The organism is Frigidibacter oleivorans (genome assembly GCF_003993775.1).
Lineage (GTDB): Bacteria > Pseudomonadota > Alphaproteobacteria > Rhodobacterales > Rhodobacteraceae > Frigidibacter > Frigidibacter oleivorans.
In genome coordinates this window covers 262,092-277,586 of record NZ_RJRZ01000002.1, presented here as the reverse complement: position 1 = coordinate 277,586, position 15,495 = coordinate 262,092, and the positions used below count along the sequence as shown (strand labels likewise).

Genomic DNA, 15,495 nt, shown 5'->3' with positions numbered 1-15,495 from the left:
GTCGGCCGGACATCGCCGGCCGGCCCGTCATGTCATTCCGCCGGCACCGCCTGCGGTTCGTCCGACAGCGGATGAGGCAGGTGCACCAGCATCTCCTTCGGGCAGACCTGGATGAAGTTCGCCCGTTCCTCGACCCAGTTCTGCAGGATCGCCTGCGCCTTCAGGCTGCCGGTCTCGCGCGCGTGGCGTTCGATCAGGCCCTTCAGCTGCGCCTCCCAATGCGGATGGCTGACCGCGCAGGTAACGAGGCTTTCGAGGTTCATCATGTCCTCGGCCGTGCCGTCCGGGTCGTGGATATAGGCCATGCCCCCGGTCATCCCGGCGCCGAAATTCGCGCCGATGCGGCCAAGGATCACCGCCACGCCGCCGGTCATGTATTCGCAGCCATTGGTGCCGCAGCCCTCGATCACCACCTTCGCGCCCGAGTTGCGCACACCGAAGCGTTCGCCCGCCCGGCCCGCCGCGAACAGATGGCCGTCCGTGGCACCATAGAGCACGGTGTTGCCGATGATGGTGTTCTCCGACGCCGTCAGCGGCGAGGACATCGGCGGGCGCACCACGATGGTGCCGCCCGACAGGCCCTTGCCGACATAGTCGTTGGCATCGCCCTGAACCTCGATCTTCAGGCCCGGCGCGGCGAAGGCGCCCAGCGACTGCCCGCAGGACCCCGCCAGCTTCACCGTCAGATGATCGGGCTGCAGCGCGTTCCGCATCCCGAAGTTCTGCACGATATGGCTGGAGGCGCGGGTGCCGATGGTGCGGTGGGTGTTCCGCACCGCGTAGGACAACTGCATTTTCTCGCCATCCTCGAAGAACCTTGCGCCGTCCTTGACGATTTCCGCGTCCAGCGTGTCGGGCACGAAGTTCCGCGGCTTCGACCGGTCGTAGACGATCTTGTCGAAACCATCGACGGTGATCAGCAGCGGGTTCAGGTCCAGATCGTCCAGATGCGCGGCCCCCCGGCTGACCTGGGTCAGCAGGTCGGCCCGGCCGATGATTTCGTCCAGCGACCGCGCGCCGATGGAGGCGAGGATCTCGCGCACCTCCTGCGCATAGAAGGTGATCAGGTTCACCACCTTGTCGGCATTGCCGGTGAACTTGGCCCGCAGCCGGTCGTCCTGCGTGCAGACGCCCACCGGGCAGGTGTTCGACTGGCACTGGCGCACCATGATGCAGCCCATGGCGATCAGCGCGGCGGTGCCGATGCCGTATTCCTCGGCCCCCATCATCGCCGCGATGACGATGTCGCGCCCGGTGCGCAGCCCGCCATCGGTGCGCAGCGTCACCCGTTCGCGCAGCCGGTTCATCGCCAGGACCTGATGCGCCTCGGTCAGGCCCATTTCCCAGGGCAGGCCCGCATATTTGATCGAGGTGCCGGGCGAGGCGCCCGTGCCGCCGTTATGGCCGGACACGAGGATCACGTCGGCCTTGGCCTTCGCCACGCCCGCCGCGATGGTGCCCACGCCCGAGGCCGACACCAGCTTCACCGTGACCTTGGCGCGCGGGTTGATCTGCTTCAGGTCGTAGATCAGCTGCGCGAGGTCTTCGATCGAATAGATGTCGTGATGCGGCGGCGGCGAGATCAGCGTGACGCCCGGCGTCGAATGGCGCAGCCGCGCGATCAGCGCCGTGACCTTCATCCCCGGCAACTGCCCGCCCTCGCCGGGCTTGGCGCCCTGCGCGACCTTGATTTCCAGCTCCTCGCAGGCGTTCAGGTATTCGGCGGTCACGCCGAACCGGCCCGAGGCCACCTGCTTGATCTTGGCGGACGGGTTGTCGCCATTCGGTTCCGGCACGAAATGCGCCGGATCCTCGCCGCCCTCGCCGCTGTCGGACTTGGCGCCGATGCGGTTCATCGCGACGTTCAGGGTCTTGTGCGCCTCGGGCGACAGCGCCCCCAGCGACATGCCCGGTGTCACGAACCGCTTGCGGATCGAGGTGATGGATTCCACCTCCTCGATCGGCACCGCCTTGCCGATGGGCTTGATGTCCAGCAGGTCGCGCAGATGGATCGGCGGGTTGGCCCGCATCGCCGCGGAATACTGCTTCCACAGGTCATAGCTGGCCCGGTCGCAGGCCGCCTGCAGCATGTGCATGGTCTGCGCTTCCCAGGCGTGCTTCTCGCCCGACCGGCGCGCCTTGTAGAAGCCGCCGATGGGCAGCACGTCCGCATTGTTCCGCCAGCCGCGGGCATGCACCTCTTCCAGCTTGTGCTGGATGCCGTGCAGGCCGATGCCGGAAATGCGGCTGTGCATGCCGGGGAAATATTCCGCCACCATGGCGCGGGACAGGCCCACCGCCTCGAAGTTCAGGCCGCCGCGATAGGACGAGATGACGGAGATGCCCATCTTCGCCATGATCTTCAGCAGGCCCGCATCCACCGCGTCGCGATAGCGGCGCATGGCGTCGATCAGGCTGCCCTCGATCAGGCCGCGGTCGATGCGGTCTGCGATTGAATCCTGCGCGAGGTAGGGGTTCACCGTGGTGGCGCCGCAGCCGATCAGCACCGCGAAGTAATGCGGATCGATGCATTCCGCCGCCCGGACATTGACCGAACAGAAGGTGCGCAGCCCCTTGCGCGTCAGCCAGCTGTGCACCGCGCTGGTGGCAAGGATCATCGGCATCGCCACCCGCTCCGGGCCCTGATGCTGATCGGTCAGCACCAGATGGCTGGCGCCGGACCGCACGGCATCCTCGGCCTCGTTCCGGATCCGCTCCAGTTCCTGCCGCAGCGCATCCTGGCCCGCGCCTTCGGGGAAGGTGCAGTCGATGATCGCCACGCTTTCGCCGAACTGGCGCACCATCTCGTCGAATTCGGCATTGGCGATGAACGGGCTTTCCAGCACGAGGATCTCGGTCTGGCTGCTGTTTTCGTCCAGTACGTTCTTCAGGTTGCCGAAGCGCGTCTTCAGGCTCATCACCCGGCTTTCGCGCAGCGAGTCGATGGGCGGGTTGGTGACCTGGCTGAAGTTCTGGCGGAAGAAATGCGACAGCGGACGATAGACGCTGGACAGCACCGCGGGCGGCGTGTCGTCGCCCATCGAGGCGATCATCTCCTTGCCGTCCTCGGCCATCGGCGCCAGCACCTGCTCCAGTTCCTCCAGCGTGTAGCCGGCGGCGATCTGGCGCTTGCGCAGGTCCGGCCCCTCGAAGACGCGGGTTTCCGGTACGTCCTTCATCAGGGCGTTCAGGTCGGTGACCTTCTCGATCCACTCGCCGAAGGGCTGGCTGTTGGCGAGCCGGTTCTTGATCTCGACATCGTGGTAGAGCCGCCCGTCGCGCATGTCGACGGCGATCATCTGACCGGGGCCGAGCGCGCCCTTTTCCTTCACGCGGGTCTCGTCGACCGGGACCATCCCCGCCTCGGACCCCGCGATCAGCAGCCCGTCGCCGGTGACGACATAGCGCAGCGGGCGCAGGCCGTTGCGGTCGAGCCCGCCGCAGACCCAGCGGCCATCCGTCATCGCCAGCGCGGCAGGGCCGTCCCACGGCTCCATCACCGCGTTGCAATAGGCATACATGTCGGCCCAGGCCTTCGGCATCTCGCCGGTCGATTTCGACCAGGCCTCGGGGACCATCATCGTCTTGGTCATCGGCGCCGACCGGCCCGAACGCACCATCACCTCGAACACCGCGTCCAGCGCGCCCGAATCCGAGGTACCGGCGGGGATGATCGGCTTGATGTCCTCGGCCGCCTCGCCGAAGGTGGACGAGGCCATGCGGATCTCGTGGCTTTTCATCCAGTTGATGTTGCCGCGGATCGTGTTGATCTCGCCGTTATGGGCCAGCATGCGGAAGGGCTGGGCCAGCCACCATTGCGGGAAGGTGTTGGTCGAATAGCGCTGGTGATAGATGGCGAAGGCGCTTTCGAACCGCGCGTCCTGCAGGTCGGGATAGAAGACCGACACCGCCTCGGCCAGCATCATCCCCTTGTAGATGATCGACCGGCAGGACAGCGAACAGAGGTAGAGCCCCGCGATCTGCGCGGCGACGGCCGCCTTCTCGATCCGGCGGCGGATGATGTAGAGCTCGCGCTCGAAGGTTTCCTCGTCGATGTCCTTCTCGCAGCGGATCAGGATCTGCTCGATCTCGGGGCGGGTGGCGTTGGCCTTCTCGCCCAGGACATCGGTGTTCACCGGGACGTGGCGCCAGCCATAGATGTAATGGCCCATGCGCAGCACTTCGGTCTCGACGATGGTCCGACAGCGTTCCTGCGCGCTGAAATCGGTGCGCGGCAGGAAGACCTGGCCCACGGCGATCAGCTTGGTCCGGTCGGGTTCATGGCCGGTGCGGCGCACCTGGTCATAGAAGAAGGGAACCGGGATCTGCACATGGATGCCCGCGCCGTCGCCGGTCTTGCCGTCGGCATCGACCGCGCCCCGGTGCCAGACGGCCTTCAGCGCCTCGATCCCGTTCTGAACCACCTGCCGCGACGGCTTGCCGTCGATGGACACGACCAGCCCGACCCCGCAGGAGGCGTGTTCGTCATCGGCGCGGTACAGCGAATGTTCGTCCATCCACTTGCGCTTGGCTTCCTCGGCGGCAACCCAGGCTTCATCGTATTGCGTCATGGCTCACTCCTCTGGGCTGGCGACGGAGGCGAGGAACTCGGCCTCGGTGATCTTCTTGCTGTCGCCCGCAAAGGCGAAGGCATCGGGCTTGCGGTCGAAGAACAGCTCGTGCCCGATGTGCATCCCGCTCAGGTCGTCGAACAACCCGGCCGCGACATAGTGGGTGACGGTCTGGCCCGGGATCGTCAGGTGGTACCAGAGCGTCGAGCCGCAGACCCGGCAGAAGCAGCGTTCCGCCCAGTCGGACGAGCGGAAGGCCGCGACATTCCCGGCGCCTTCGACCGCCAGGTCGGCCTCGGCCACGCCAAGGGCCATGGTGCACAACCCCGTCCAGCGGCGGCACATCTCGCAATGGCAGGCGCCCAATTCGTGCGACGGGTTGGTGACGGTGATGGAAACGCCACCGCACAGGCAGTGTCCGGTCCGGGTCTCAGCCATGATCGGCCTCCTTCGCGTGGGGCAGCGGCGCCCGCGACATCAGTTCCGTGCAGTCGAACAGCGGCACCGTGGACAGATAGCCCGGCTCGCCCGGAAAGATGAACAGGACCGGTGTATTGTCGGTCGGCAGCACGCCTGCCCTCCCCTCCCACATCTCGGCGCCCGAAAAGAACAGCCGCCAGTCGCGGTGGATGAACTGGTTTCCCCAGCGGCGGGCGGTGACCGTGCCCGTCTCGTCGGTCTCGGTCATCTCGAACTCGGTCACTTCCAGCGGGATGCCGTCGATCGTCTGCGTGCGGCCGGTCAGCCGGTCGAAGCCTTCATAGTTCAGGCGGCGCCCCGTCTCGTCGCGGGTGGTGAAGTCATAGCGGTCCTCGCCGGTGCCGATCAGCGCCGAGAACGAGGCCGGGTCGCGCGAGGAGTCGAGCAGGATGGTCAGCGGCGGGTCGATCTCGTGGCTTTCGACCCACTGGTATTCGGCATCCACGCGCGAGGTGAAATAGGGCCCGTCGGAGTCGTAGAGCGTGTCCCACTGTTCGCCCGGCGCATCGCCCGCGCAGCTGTAGTAATGCGCGACCAGACAGCCGCGCATCTGCACGGTCATCTTCGCGGTGCAACCCTGCGGCGGCACGAAGGTGCCGGCCAGCGCGGCACAGGGGCCGGCGGCCGCCAGCAGCGCGACCGCAGCCAGTCGGGAAAGGCGTGGGCTGGTCCTCATGTCCCGGGTCCCTTCGCTGGGCCGCCTCACTCGGCGGCGATGGTGGCAGGTTGCGCCAGATAGCCGAGGATCGCCTCGGCTGCCTCGCGTCCGTCGCGGATCGCCCAGACGACGAGGCTGGCACCGCGCACGATGTCGCCCACCGCATAGACGCCCGGCAGGCTGGTGGCATGGGTGCGGAAATCGGCCTTGATCGTGCCCCAGCGGGTCACTTCCAGTTCCGGCACGCCCCACAGCGCGGGAATGTCCTCGGGCTCGAAGCCGAGCGCCTTGACCACCAGATCCGCATCCTCGACATAATCCGCGCCCTCGATCAGCTCGGGGCTTTGCCGGCCGGTCGCGTCGGGCGCGCCAAGGCGCATCTTCTGCACCATCACGCCCGCCACCTGCTCGCCGCCGGTGAAGCCCTTGGGCGCGGCCAGCCAGACGAACTCGACGCCTTCCTCCTCGGCATTGGCGACCTCGCGCTGCGAACCGGGCATGTTGGCCCGGTCGCGCCGATAGAGGCATTTGACCGAGGTCGCCCCCTGCCGGATCGCGGTGCGCACGCAGTCCATTGCCGTGTCGCCGCCGCCGATCACCACCACGCGCTTGCCCGCGGCGTTCAGCTCGCCCGAGTCGAATTCCGGCACCTCGTCGCCGAAGCTGCGGCGGTTAGAGGCGGTCAGATAGTCGATGGCGCGCACGATGCCTGCCGCGCCCGAGCCCGGCCCCTTCAGGTCGCGGGTCTTGTAGACGCCGGTGGCGATCAGCACCGCGTCATGCCGGCCGCGGATCGCGTCGAAGCTCAGATCCTCGCCCACATTGCAATTCAGCACGAACTGCACCCCGCCCTGTTCCAGCTGGGCGTTGCGGCGCATGACCACGTCCTTTTCCAGCTTGAAGCCGGGGATGCCATAGGTCATCAGCCCGCCCGCGCGGTCATAGCGGTCATAGACCGTCACCTGCAGCCCGGCCCGGCGCAGCATGTCGGCGGCGGCCAGCCCGCCGGGGCCCGCGCCGATGATGCCAACGCTTTCGGTCCGTTCGGCCGCCGGCACGATCGGCTTCACCCAGCCGTTTTCCCAGGCGGTATCGGTCAGGAACTTCTCGACGGACCCGATGGTGACGGTGCCGTGGCCCGACTGCTCGATCACGCAATTGCCTTCGCACAGGCGGTCCTGCGGGCAGATGCGGCCGCAGATTTCCGGGAAGGTGTTGGTGGCCTGGCTGACCTCATAGGCCTCCTGCAGCCGGTTCTCGGCGGTCAGGCGCAGCCAGTCGGGGATGTTGTTCTGCAGCGGGCAATGCGCCTGGCAGTAGGGCACGCCGCACTGGCTGCAGCGACCTGCCTGCTCCTCGGCCTTGGGCACCGCATATTCGCGATAGATCTCGGCAAAGTCCTGCGCGCGATCCGTGGCGGGACGCTTTTCGGGCGTCTCCTTCGCGACGGTCACGAACTGGAGCATGCGTTGCTTGGCCATCGGCTGCGCCTCCATCAATCTGCGGTGCGCATTGCTACACTGGGTCGCCGCCGCAATAAAGTCAGCACACGTGACCTATTTCCATTATTTTCGCCGCCTGATGCCGCTTCCGGCCGCCAACGGGCAGAAATTAGGTCAGCACGTTTTCCATATCTGCTACAACCCGGCCTGCAACGCCACCAGAACGACGCCGCCTACAACGATTCGCCACCAGCCGAACAGCGCGTAGCCATGACGGGAAACGTAGCCGAGAAGCCCCCGCACCACGAAGAGCGCCGCGACGAAGGCACAGAGGAAACCGACCGCGATGTCGCCCAATGCCGAAGAATCCAGCAGATCGCGGTTCTTGTAGAGGTCATAGGCAAAGGCGCCCGCCATCGTCGGCATCGACAGGAAGAACGAGAATTCCGCCGCCGCCCGCTTCGATGCACCGAGCGCCAGCGCCCCCACGATGGTCGCGCCGGACCGCGACACGCCCGGCACCATGGCGAGGCACTGGCAGAAGCCGATCGCCACCGCCAGCCAGACCGGAAACCGTTCCGCGTGATCGTATTTCTGGCTCAGCGGCATCCGGTCCACCGCCAGCAGCACGAAACCGCCGAGGATCAGCATCACCGCGATCAGGTGCGGCGTCTCGAACAGCACGGTCTTGATGAAGTCATGCGCCAGAACCCCGATCACCACCGCCGGCAGGAAGGCCAGCAGCACCGACAGGATGAACCTGCGCGCCACGGGGTCATGCGGCGCGGCCGAGAAGATCGCCCACAGCCGCACCGAATAGACGCCGAGGATGGCGAGGATCGCACCCAGCTGGATCACCACCTCGAAGGTGTTGCCGGGGCTGTCGAAACCGAGGAAATGCCCGGCGAGCAGGATATGCCCGGTGGAGGAGACGGGGATGAACTCCGTCAGGCCCTCGATTAGGCCGAGAAATGCCGCGACCAGGGTGGAATTGCCGTCCATGCTGCGCCCTCAGGTTCTTGCCGCGGCGCAGAATGGCGGGGGGTCGCGGAAAAGTCGATGCCCCGGGGCACGGAACGCCCTGCCCCGGCAGCGGGACGCTCAGGCCTTCAGGTTCTTTGCCGAGGCCTTGATCGCGTCATACTGGCCCGAGGGCCGGAAGCGCCACAGATAGCCGGGCAGCACCGCCTCGACCGGCGTGGAGGTGATGCCCAGATCGGTCAGCCCCCTCGCCCCCGGCGACACGACATTGTCGCGGGCGAGGTTCGCCACCTGGTCGCGGGTCAGGGTGCCGTTGTGGATCAACCCCATCGACACCGCCTGCACCAGCCCCAGTGCCCCCGCCATCAGACGAGCGATGCCGAAGGGGATGTTCACGATCAGCCGGCGGCGATGGATCGTGGCCAGCATCTGCCGCATCAGGTCGCGGAATGTGTGCACGTCCGGCCCGCCGAGTTCATAGACCCCCGGCGCCGCGGTGCCGAGGACGCCCATCACCGCCGCCTGCGCGACATCGTCGACATAGACCGGCTGGAATTTCGTGCCGCCGCCGACGACCGGCAGCACCGGCCCCAGGCGCGACATCGAGGCGAAGCGGTTGAAGAACTGGTCCTCGGGCCCGAAGATCACCGAGGGCCGCAGGATCACCGCCTGCGGAAAGGCCGCCAGCACCCAGGCCTCGCCCGCGGCCTTGGTCCGGGCATAGCGGCTGTCCGACTCGGCATCGGCGCCAATGGCCGAGATATGGACCAGCCGCGGCACGCCCATCTCCGCGGCGATCCGCGCCACCCGGCCCGCGCCCTCGGCCTGCACTGCGTCGAAGCTGTTCTTCGCCCGTTCGGTCAGCACGCCCACGCAGTTGACCACCGCATCCGCGCCGATCATCGCGGCGCGCACCGATTCGTCATCGCGGATGTTGCACAGCACCGGCTCGACCTGACCGACGGTCCCGTAGGGTCGCACGAAGATCGCCTCGTTCGGGCGGCGGACGGCGACGCGGACGCGCCAGCCCTGTTTCGCCATGCGCCGGGCGATGTAGCGCCCCACGAACCCCGAGCCGCCATAGATCGTGACCAGTCTGGACATGGGCGAAACCCCTTCAAGCCTTGACGGCCCCTGATTAGCGCCAGACGCCGCACCGGACAAGGCGCAAAGGCCCTCCCTCCTGCCCCGCATGGCCCTGCATCCGCCCGCGAAACGGCCCCGCAACTTCCGCTGAAATCGCCGTTGACAGCCCCCGGAACCGGCTATAGACACCGCCTCCACGACACCGGCCCAGGTGGCGGAATTGGTAGACGCGCACGGTTCAGGTCCGTGTGCCGCAAGGCGTGGAGGTTCGAGTCCTCTCCTGGGCACCATCGTCGATCGTCTCTTCGGCCGAACGTCTTCGGGCAGGGAAGCGCCAGCATCGAGACACCCCCCGGAAAACCTGATCCAGCACCGACGGAGCGCGCGCCCGCCGCACGATTTCCGTCACCTGCATGGCCGCGCGGACAACGTGAACCCCACAACCCCGGGTCGCGGGAACGTCGCGGCCGGTCGGGCTGCGGTTCCGGTTAACGCGGTGTTTGCAAACGCACTTCCATCAAGGCACTGCCTGGAACAGCGGATGATTGCGGTCACCGGGGCAAAAGAAGACGATAATGCCGATATGGCCATGCGACGCTGCCACCAAGGCCTGTGGCGGTTTGTGCCAGTGCGGGATCAGGGGCCTTGGCATAACTCCGTGGGCAATACATGACGTGCGATCAATCCGACCTGTCTCAAATGATGCAGCTGAGCTCCTTCGCGTTGGTCGCCCGCGACATCAACGATGTGGACATCGATCACCTGCATGCGCTGACGATTTCCGTGCGCTGGCCGCATCGGCAGAAGGACTGGGGGTTTCTGCGCCGGGTCGGGCGCGGCATTGCCGCCGTCGACGAGATCGGGCGCGTCTTCGGCAGTGCCATGTGGTTCCCGCAGGGAGAGGACTTCGCCACGGTCGGCCTTGTCATCACCACCCCGCGCGTGCAGGCGCAGGGCGGTGGCCGCTGGCTGATGGAGCAGCTGTTTGCCCGCTGCGGCAAGCGGAACCTGGCCCTGAACTCGACCCATGCCGCCTATTCGCTGTATCTGTCGCTTGGCTTCACCACCGAGGGGATCGTCCACATGCGGCAGGGCGTGGTCCGCGCTGCCCTGCCGGATCTGCCCCCCGTTTCGGGCACCTGCGCCGCCCTGCCACGAGAGCGGGTGGCCGAACTCTTCGCGCTGGACGCGCGGGCCTTCGGCCATGACCGGTCCGACATGCTGATCTCCCTCGCGCCGCTGTCGTCCATCATCGTCCTGCGGCGCGAGGGCGAGATCGCGGGCTATTCCATGTGTCGCGAATACGGGCGCGGGTTTCAGGTCGGGCCCACCGTCGCCTACGACAGTGCCGATGCCACCCATCTGACCGCAGCGCATCTCGGATCGCTGGGGGGCCGCTACGCAAGGGTCGACACGCACGAGACGGATGGTCCCTTCGCCGCCTTCCTCGAAGGCTGCGGCCTGCGCGTGGAAGAGACCGTGACGACGATGTCGCGGGGCCGCCCGTTCCTGAACGTTCAGAAATCGGAACCGCGGGTCTTCGGCCTTGCGGCGCACGCCATCGGCTGACGGCCCTCCGAGTCTGCCGCACCGGCCGGAGGCGCGGCTAGAAGTAGCCGAGGATGGACTTGACCTCGAGATACTCCAGCACGCCCTCCACCCCGTATTCGCGGCCATCGCCCGACTGCTTGAACCCGCCGAACGGCGCATGCGGGTCCCAGGCGGGGTAATTGAGGTGCACCTGCCCCGCCTCGATCCGGGCCGCGACATGCCGCGCGGTCGCAAGATCGGTGCCCTGCACATGCGCGCCCAGCCCATAGACCGTGTCGTTGGCGATGGCGATCGCCTCGTCGACGGTGTCATAGGGAATGATGCACAGGACCGGTCCGAAGATTTCCTCCTGCGCGATCCGCATGTCGGTGCGCACGTCCGAGAAGATCGTGGGCCGCACGAAATAGCCCACGGCGCATCCCTCCGGGCGGCCGGGACCGCCGGCCAGCAGCCGGGCGCCCTCGTCGATCCCGACGCGGATCATGGTCTGGATGCGGTCGAACTGCGCCCGATTGGCGATGGCGCCATGTGTCGAGTTGTCGGCCAGCGGATCGCCGACCACGATCTGGGCGGCGGCCTGCCGCGCCAGGTCCTCCACCTCTTCGAGGCGGGCGCGCGGCACCAGCAGGCGGGTCGGGGCGCTGCAGGACTGGCCGAGATTGCGGAAGGCGGCGGCAACGCCAGGGGGGATCGCCTTGGGCAGATCGGCATCCGGCAGGACAAGGTTCGGCGACTTGCCCCCCAGTTCCTGGGCGACCCGCTTGACCGTCGGCGCCGCGGCCTGCGCAACGGCGATGCCCGCGCGCGTCGATCCCGTGATCGAGATCATGTCGACATCCGGATGCGCGGCCAGCGCCGCACCGACGCCCGGACCGTCGCCCTGCACGAGGTTGAAGACGCCGGGGGGAAAACCGGCCTCCTCCATCGCTTCCGCGAACAGGAGGGCGGAGAGCGGGGCCAGTTCGCTCGGTTTCAGCACGATGGTGCAGCCGGCCGCCAGCGCCGGCGCCACCTTGGCGGTGATCTGGTACAGCGGCCAGTTCCACGGCGTGATCAGCGCGCAGACGCCAATCGCCTCGCGCGTGACGGCGGTGGTCCCCCGCCGCTCCACGAAGCGGAAATTCGTCAGGACCTCTCGCGCGGTTCTGACATGGGCAATCGCCAGCGGCACCTGCGCCGACCGCGCATACCCGATCGCCGCGCCCATCTCGAGCGTCAGGCACCGCGCCAGCAGGTCCTGCCGCGCCTCGAGCCCCGCCTGAAGCCGGTCCAGCAGCTCCGCGCGGCGGGCCGGTTCGGTCCACTTCCAGCCGGCAAGGGCCCGCCGGGCCGCGGCGACCGCGTCCGCCACGTCCTCGCCATTGCCCAAGGGCACCTCGCACAGCGGTCGTTCCGTGGCAGGGTTCACCACCGCGGCCACGGCGCCGCCCCGGGGCGCGACCCAGCGACCGTCGATGAAGAACTTGCCCAGGTGGGCGGTGCCGGACAGATGTTCAAGCGGAGAGTTCATCAGGCGACGTCCTGCAGGCGATAGGGTGGGACAGGTTCGGTGATTGCGGACACGCCGGCCTACCAGCCGCGGATCCGGGGCCAGCGGGCCTCGATATCCGGGCGGGTGCCGGCAACCACGTTGTAGACCTCGTGCTGGGCGGCCATCGCACAGGCGTGGTTCGGCAGGATGCGCACCCTGTCGCCCACGTTCAGATCCGGCAGTTTTCGCTGCGATCCGGGGCGGACCGTCAGGATGCCATGTTCCTGGCTCGCCTGCGCGACGATCACATCCTCAAACACCCGCCCGGCCGCGTCACAGACCAGGCCATAGCCCTGATCGACCGGCTGGCTGGCCGTTCCCCGGTCGCGCGACAGCGCCATCCAGCCGGCATCGACCAGCACCCAGCCCTTTTCAGGCTTCGTCCCGATCACCGTCGCCAGGACCGAGATCGCCAGATCGTCGATGGCGCAGACGCCGACCCCGTGCTGCACCAGATCGAAGAACATGTAGACGCCGGCGCGCAACTCGGTCACGCCTTCCAGCGAACGGGCGAAATGGGCGGTCGGGGTCGAACCGATGCTGACGATGGGGCAGGCATGGCCGTGGCTGCGAAGGCGTTCGGCGGCATGGACGGTGGCCTGACGTTCATTCTCGGCCGCCCGTTCCAGCGCCTCGGGCGTGTTCAGCGCATAGGACTCGCCGGCATGGGCGAGAACGCCCGCAAGCGTCCAGCCCGAGGCGACGACCCGCTCCGCGACCTCGATCAGCCTCGGATCGTCGGGCTTCAGGCCGCCCCGGTGATCGTCGCAATCGAGCTCGATCAGGACCGACCCCGCCATGCCCGTGGCGGACCGGATGCCGGCCAGCGCATCGGCCTGTTCCACGGTGTCCAGCAACAGCCGGATATCGGCCCCGCTGCGGCGGCCGATCTGCATCGCCCGCAGCGCCGAAGCCGGCGAAAGACCGACGGCATAGATCATGTCCCGATAGCCGTGGCCGGCGAAATACTCGGCCTCGGCCAGTGTCGAGACGGTGATCGGGCCGGGCCCGTCCGGGAACAGCCTGCGGACGACATCGACGCTCTTGGCGGTCTTCACATGCGGCCGCAGGGTGACGCCGAGGTCCCGGGCGCGGGACGCCAGCCGCCGGATGTTCCTGTCCAGCCGCTCCCGATCCAGCAACAGCGCCGGGGTAATCAGGTCGCCGATCCTTGCCGCATCCTGTGTCGCGGTCCTGTCCTCGACCGGTGTGTCCATCTCTGCAGGCTCCCGAATGACGTCTGTTTCCGCAGGCGTTGGCGGCGGTGGGCTCGCCTCGGCCGGTCTGCGCATCAGACCGTGTCGCTGCGCACGTCCAGCGCGTCGCGCAGCCCATCGCCGATGAAGTTGAAGCTGGCCACGGCCACGGTGATGGCAGCGCCGGGGATGATCGCCAGCCAGGGCGCGCCGGCCAGATACTGCTGCGCGCCGTTCAGCATGTTGCCCCAGCTGGGCAGGGGGGGCTGGATGCCGAACCCGAGGAAGCTGACATAGGCTTCAAGCAGGATCGCCCGGGCCACCGTCAGGGTGGCCGCGACGATGATCGGCCCCATGACATTGGGCAGCAGTTCGCGGAACATGATATGCGCCCGTCCCAGCCCCAGCATGCGCCCGGCGAGGATGAACTCGCGCTCCTTGAGCGAACGGACCTCGGCCTCGACGATCCGGGCGACCTCCATCCAGCCGGTCAGGGCGATGATGACGGTGATCATCATCGGGCTGGGCTTAAGCGCGGCAGACAGGGCGAGCAGCAGGAAGATCGAGGGAAAGGACAGGAAGCCGTCGACGGTCCGCATCAGCACGGCGTTGATCCAGCCGCCCCGATAGCCCGCGATGACGCCGACCAGGGTTCCGACAAGGATGGCCAGCGCCATGGCGATGAAGCCGACCAGCAGGGACACCCGCCCCGCCATCAGAAGCCGGGCCGCGATGTCGCGCCCCAGCGGATCGGTGCCCAGATAATGGTTGCCGGTGAACGGCGGCGCGAAACGGGCACGCAGGTCGATGAAGAGCATGTCATAGGGCAGCAGCCACGGACCCACCACGCAGGCCAGCGTCAGCAGACTGATCATCACCAGCCCGAACAGCGCCAGCTTGTGACTCATGAAACGGCGCATGACGCGGCTTTGCCACCAGTGGCTGGGCGAGCGGGCTGCGGTGATGGCGGTCATTGTGCGACTTCCTTGTCTTTCATCCGGATCAGGCGAGGCGGATGCGCGGATCGACCAGCGCCACGACGATATCGGCGATCAGGTTGCCAAGAATGGTCAGGATGGCAGAGAACATGAGCAGGCCCATCACGACGGGATAGTCGCTGTAGCCCAGGCTATCGAGGAACAGCCGGCCCATGCCCGGCCAGGTGAAGACGGTCTCTGTCACCAGCGCGCCCGTCAGGATCGAGGGCAGCTGCACGCCGGCGAGCGTGATCATCGGAAGAAGCGCGTTGCCGACGACATGCTTCATGATCACGCGCCGTTCGCTCAGCCCCTTGGCGCGGGCGGTCTTCACGAATTCCTGGCTGATCGCATCCAGCGTGGACGCGCGCATGAAGCGGCTCCAGATCGCGATATGCACCAGTGCCAGCACCGTCGACGGCATGATCAGGTGGTGCAGGTAGTTCAGGACCGACCCGTCGCCGATCGTGTACATGCTGCCTGCCGGCAGCCAGCCCAGCTTCAGCGAGAAGACATAGATCCCGATCAGGCCGAACCAGAAGGTCGGGATCGACAGCGCCACCATGGCGCCGATCGTCGCGGCATAGTCGAAGATCGAATAGCGGTGCGTCGCGCCGCGGATCCCGATCCAGGTACCGATGGCGACGGCGATGACGGTCGACGACCCCATGAGGAGGAAGGTCGCGAAGACATGGCGGCCGATCACCGTCGTCACCGGGTTCCCGTCCCGGAACGAGGTGCCCCAGTCGCCCTGCAGCATCCGCCAGGCCCAGTCGAAATACTGCACCCAGATCGGCCGGTTGAGGCCAAGCTGTTCGGCAAGCCTGTCCATGTCGTCCTGCGTCATGCCGGGATCGAGGGCATATTGGGCCATCGGCCCGCCGGGGATCAGGTTGAGCACGGCGAAGCCGATGATCGAGACGATCACCAGCAACACCAGGCTCTGCAGCACGCGCTTGAGCAGGAAGGCGGTCATGGACGGCTCCGTTCCAACCAGAAGGTGTCGGTGCGGCCACCCGCGC

11 protein-coding genes and 1 tRNA gene are annotated in these 15,495 nt (G+C 67.3%); 2 read left to right on the top strand and 10 right to left on the bottom strand.

Annotation, left to right across the window (positions count from 1 at the left end):
• Positions 1 to 32: 32 nt before the first annotated feature.
• From gltB to EEY80_RS04330, 6 genes are all read right to left on the bottom strand, one after another.
• Positions 33 to 4,571: a glutamate synthase large subunit gene (gltB, locus tag EEY80_RS04355; RefSeq protein ID WP_126975347.1), complete on the bottom strand. Its 4,539-nt coding sequence runs from the start codon at positions 4,569 to 4,571 to the stop codon at positions 33 to 35.
• Positions 4,572 to 4,574: 3 nt separating this feature from the next.
• Positions 4,575 to 5,009 carry a GFA family protein gene (locus EEY80_RS04350; RefSeq protein ID WP_126975346.1) on the bottom strand — a complete coding sequence of 145 codons (435 nt, stop codon included), beginning with the start codon at positions 5,007 to 5,009 and terminating at the stop codon, positions 4,575 to 4,577.
• Positions 5,002 to 5,727, bottom strand: a complete 726-nt coding sequence (locus EEY80_RS04345) for a hypothetical protein (protein WP_126975345.1) — start codon at positions 5,725 to 5,727, stop codon at positions 5,002 to 5,004. Before EEY80_RS04345 ends, EEY80_RS04350 begins: the two co-directional genes overlap by 8 nt.
• A 26-nt stretch (positions 5,728 to 5,753) precedes the next feature.
• Positions 5,754 to 7,190, bottom strand: coding sequence for an NAD(P)-dependent oxidoreductase (locus tag EEY80_RS04340; protein ID WP_126975344.1), 1,437 nt, complete (start codon positions 7,188 to 7,190; stop codon positions 5,754 to 5,756).
• Between the two features lie 156 nt (positions 7,191 to 7,346).
• Positions 7,347 to 8,153, bottom strand: coding sequence for an undecaprenyl-diphosphate phosphatase (locus EEY80_RS04335; RefSeq protein WP_126975343.1), 807 nt, complete (start codon positions 8,151 to 8,153; stop codon positions 7,347 to 7,349).
• Positions 8,154 to 8,252: 99 nt separating this feature from the next.
• Positions 8,253 to 9,236, bottom strand: a complete 984-nt coding sequence (locus EEY80_RS04330) for a complex I NDUFA9 subunit family protein (protein WP_126975342.1) — start codon at positions 9,234 to 9,236, stop codon at positions 8,253 to 8,255.
• Positions 9,237 to 9,423: 187 nt separating this feature from the next.
• Between EEY80_RS04330 and EEY80_RS04325 the strand changes: the two genes are divergently transcribed.
• Positions 9,424 to 9,508 (top strand) — tRNA-Leu (locus tag EEY80_RS04325).
• A gap of 409 nt (positions 9,509 to 9,917) precedes the next feature.
• On the top strand, positions 9,918 to 10,787 hold the full coding sequence (locus EEY80_RS04320) for a GNAT family N-acetyltransferase (protein WP_205749024.1): 870 nt from the start codon (positions 9,918 to 9,920) through the stop codon (positions 10,785 to 10,787).
• 37 nt (positions 10,788 to 10,824) lie between these two features.
• Here EEY80_RS04320 and EEY80_RS04315 read toward each other — a convergent pair whose 3' ends face one another.
• From EEY80_RS04315 to EEY80_RS04300, 4 genes are all read right to left on the bottom strand, one after another.
• The gene (locus EEY80_RS04315; RefSeq protein ID WP_126975341.1) at positions 10,825 to 12,279 is read right to left on the bottom strand and encodes an aldehyde dehydrogenase family protein; all 1,455 of its coding nucleotides are present in this window, start codon (positions 12,277 to 12,279) and stop codon (positions 10,825 to 10,827) included.
• Positions 12,280 to 12,338: 59 nt separating this feature from the next.
• Positions 12,339 to 13,517, bottom strand: a complete 1,179-nt coding sequence (locus EEY80_RS04310; RefSeq protein WP_126975340.1) for an alanine racemase — start codon at positions 13,515 to 13,517, stop codon at positions 12,339 to 12,341.
• A gap of 74 nt (positions 13,518 to 13,591) precedes the next feature.
• Positions 13,592 to 14,470, bottom strand: coding sequence for an ABC transporter permease (locus EEY80_RS04305; protein ID WP_126975339.1), 879 nt, complete (start codon positions 14,468 to 14,470; stop codon positions 13,592 to 13,594).
• A gap of 28 nt (positions 14,471 to 14,498) precedes the next feature.
• Complete coding sequence (locus EEY80_RS04300; protein ID WP_126975338.1) at positions 14,499 to 15,449, bottom strand: ABC transporter permease; 951 nt, start codon at positions 15,447 to 15,449, stop codon at positions 14,499 to 14,501.
• Between the last annotated feature and the right edge of the window lie 46 nt (positions 15,450 to 15,495).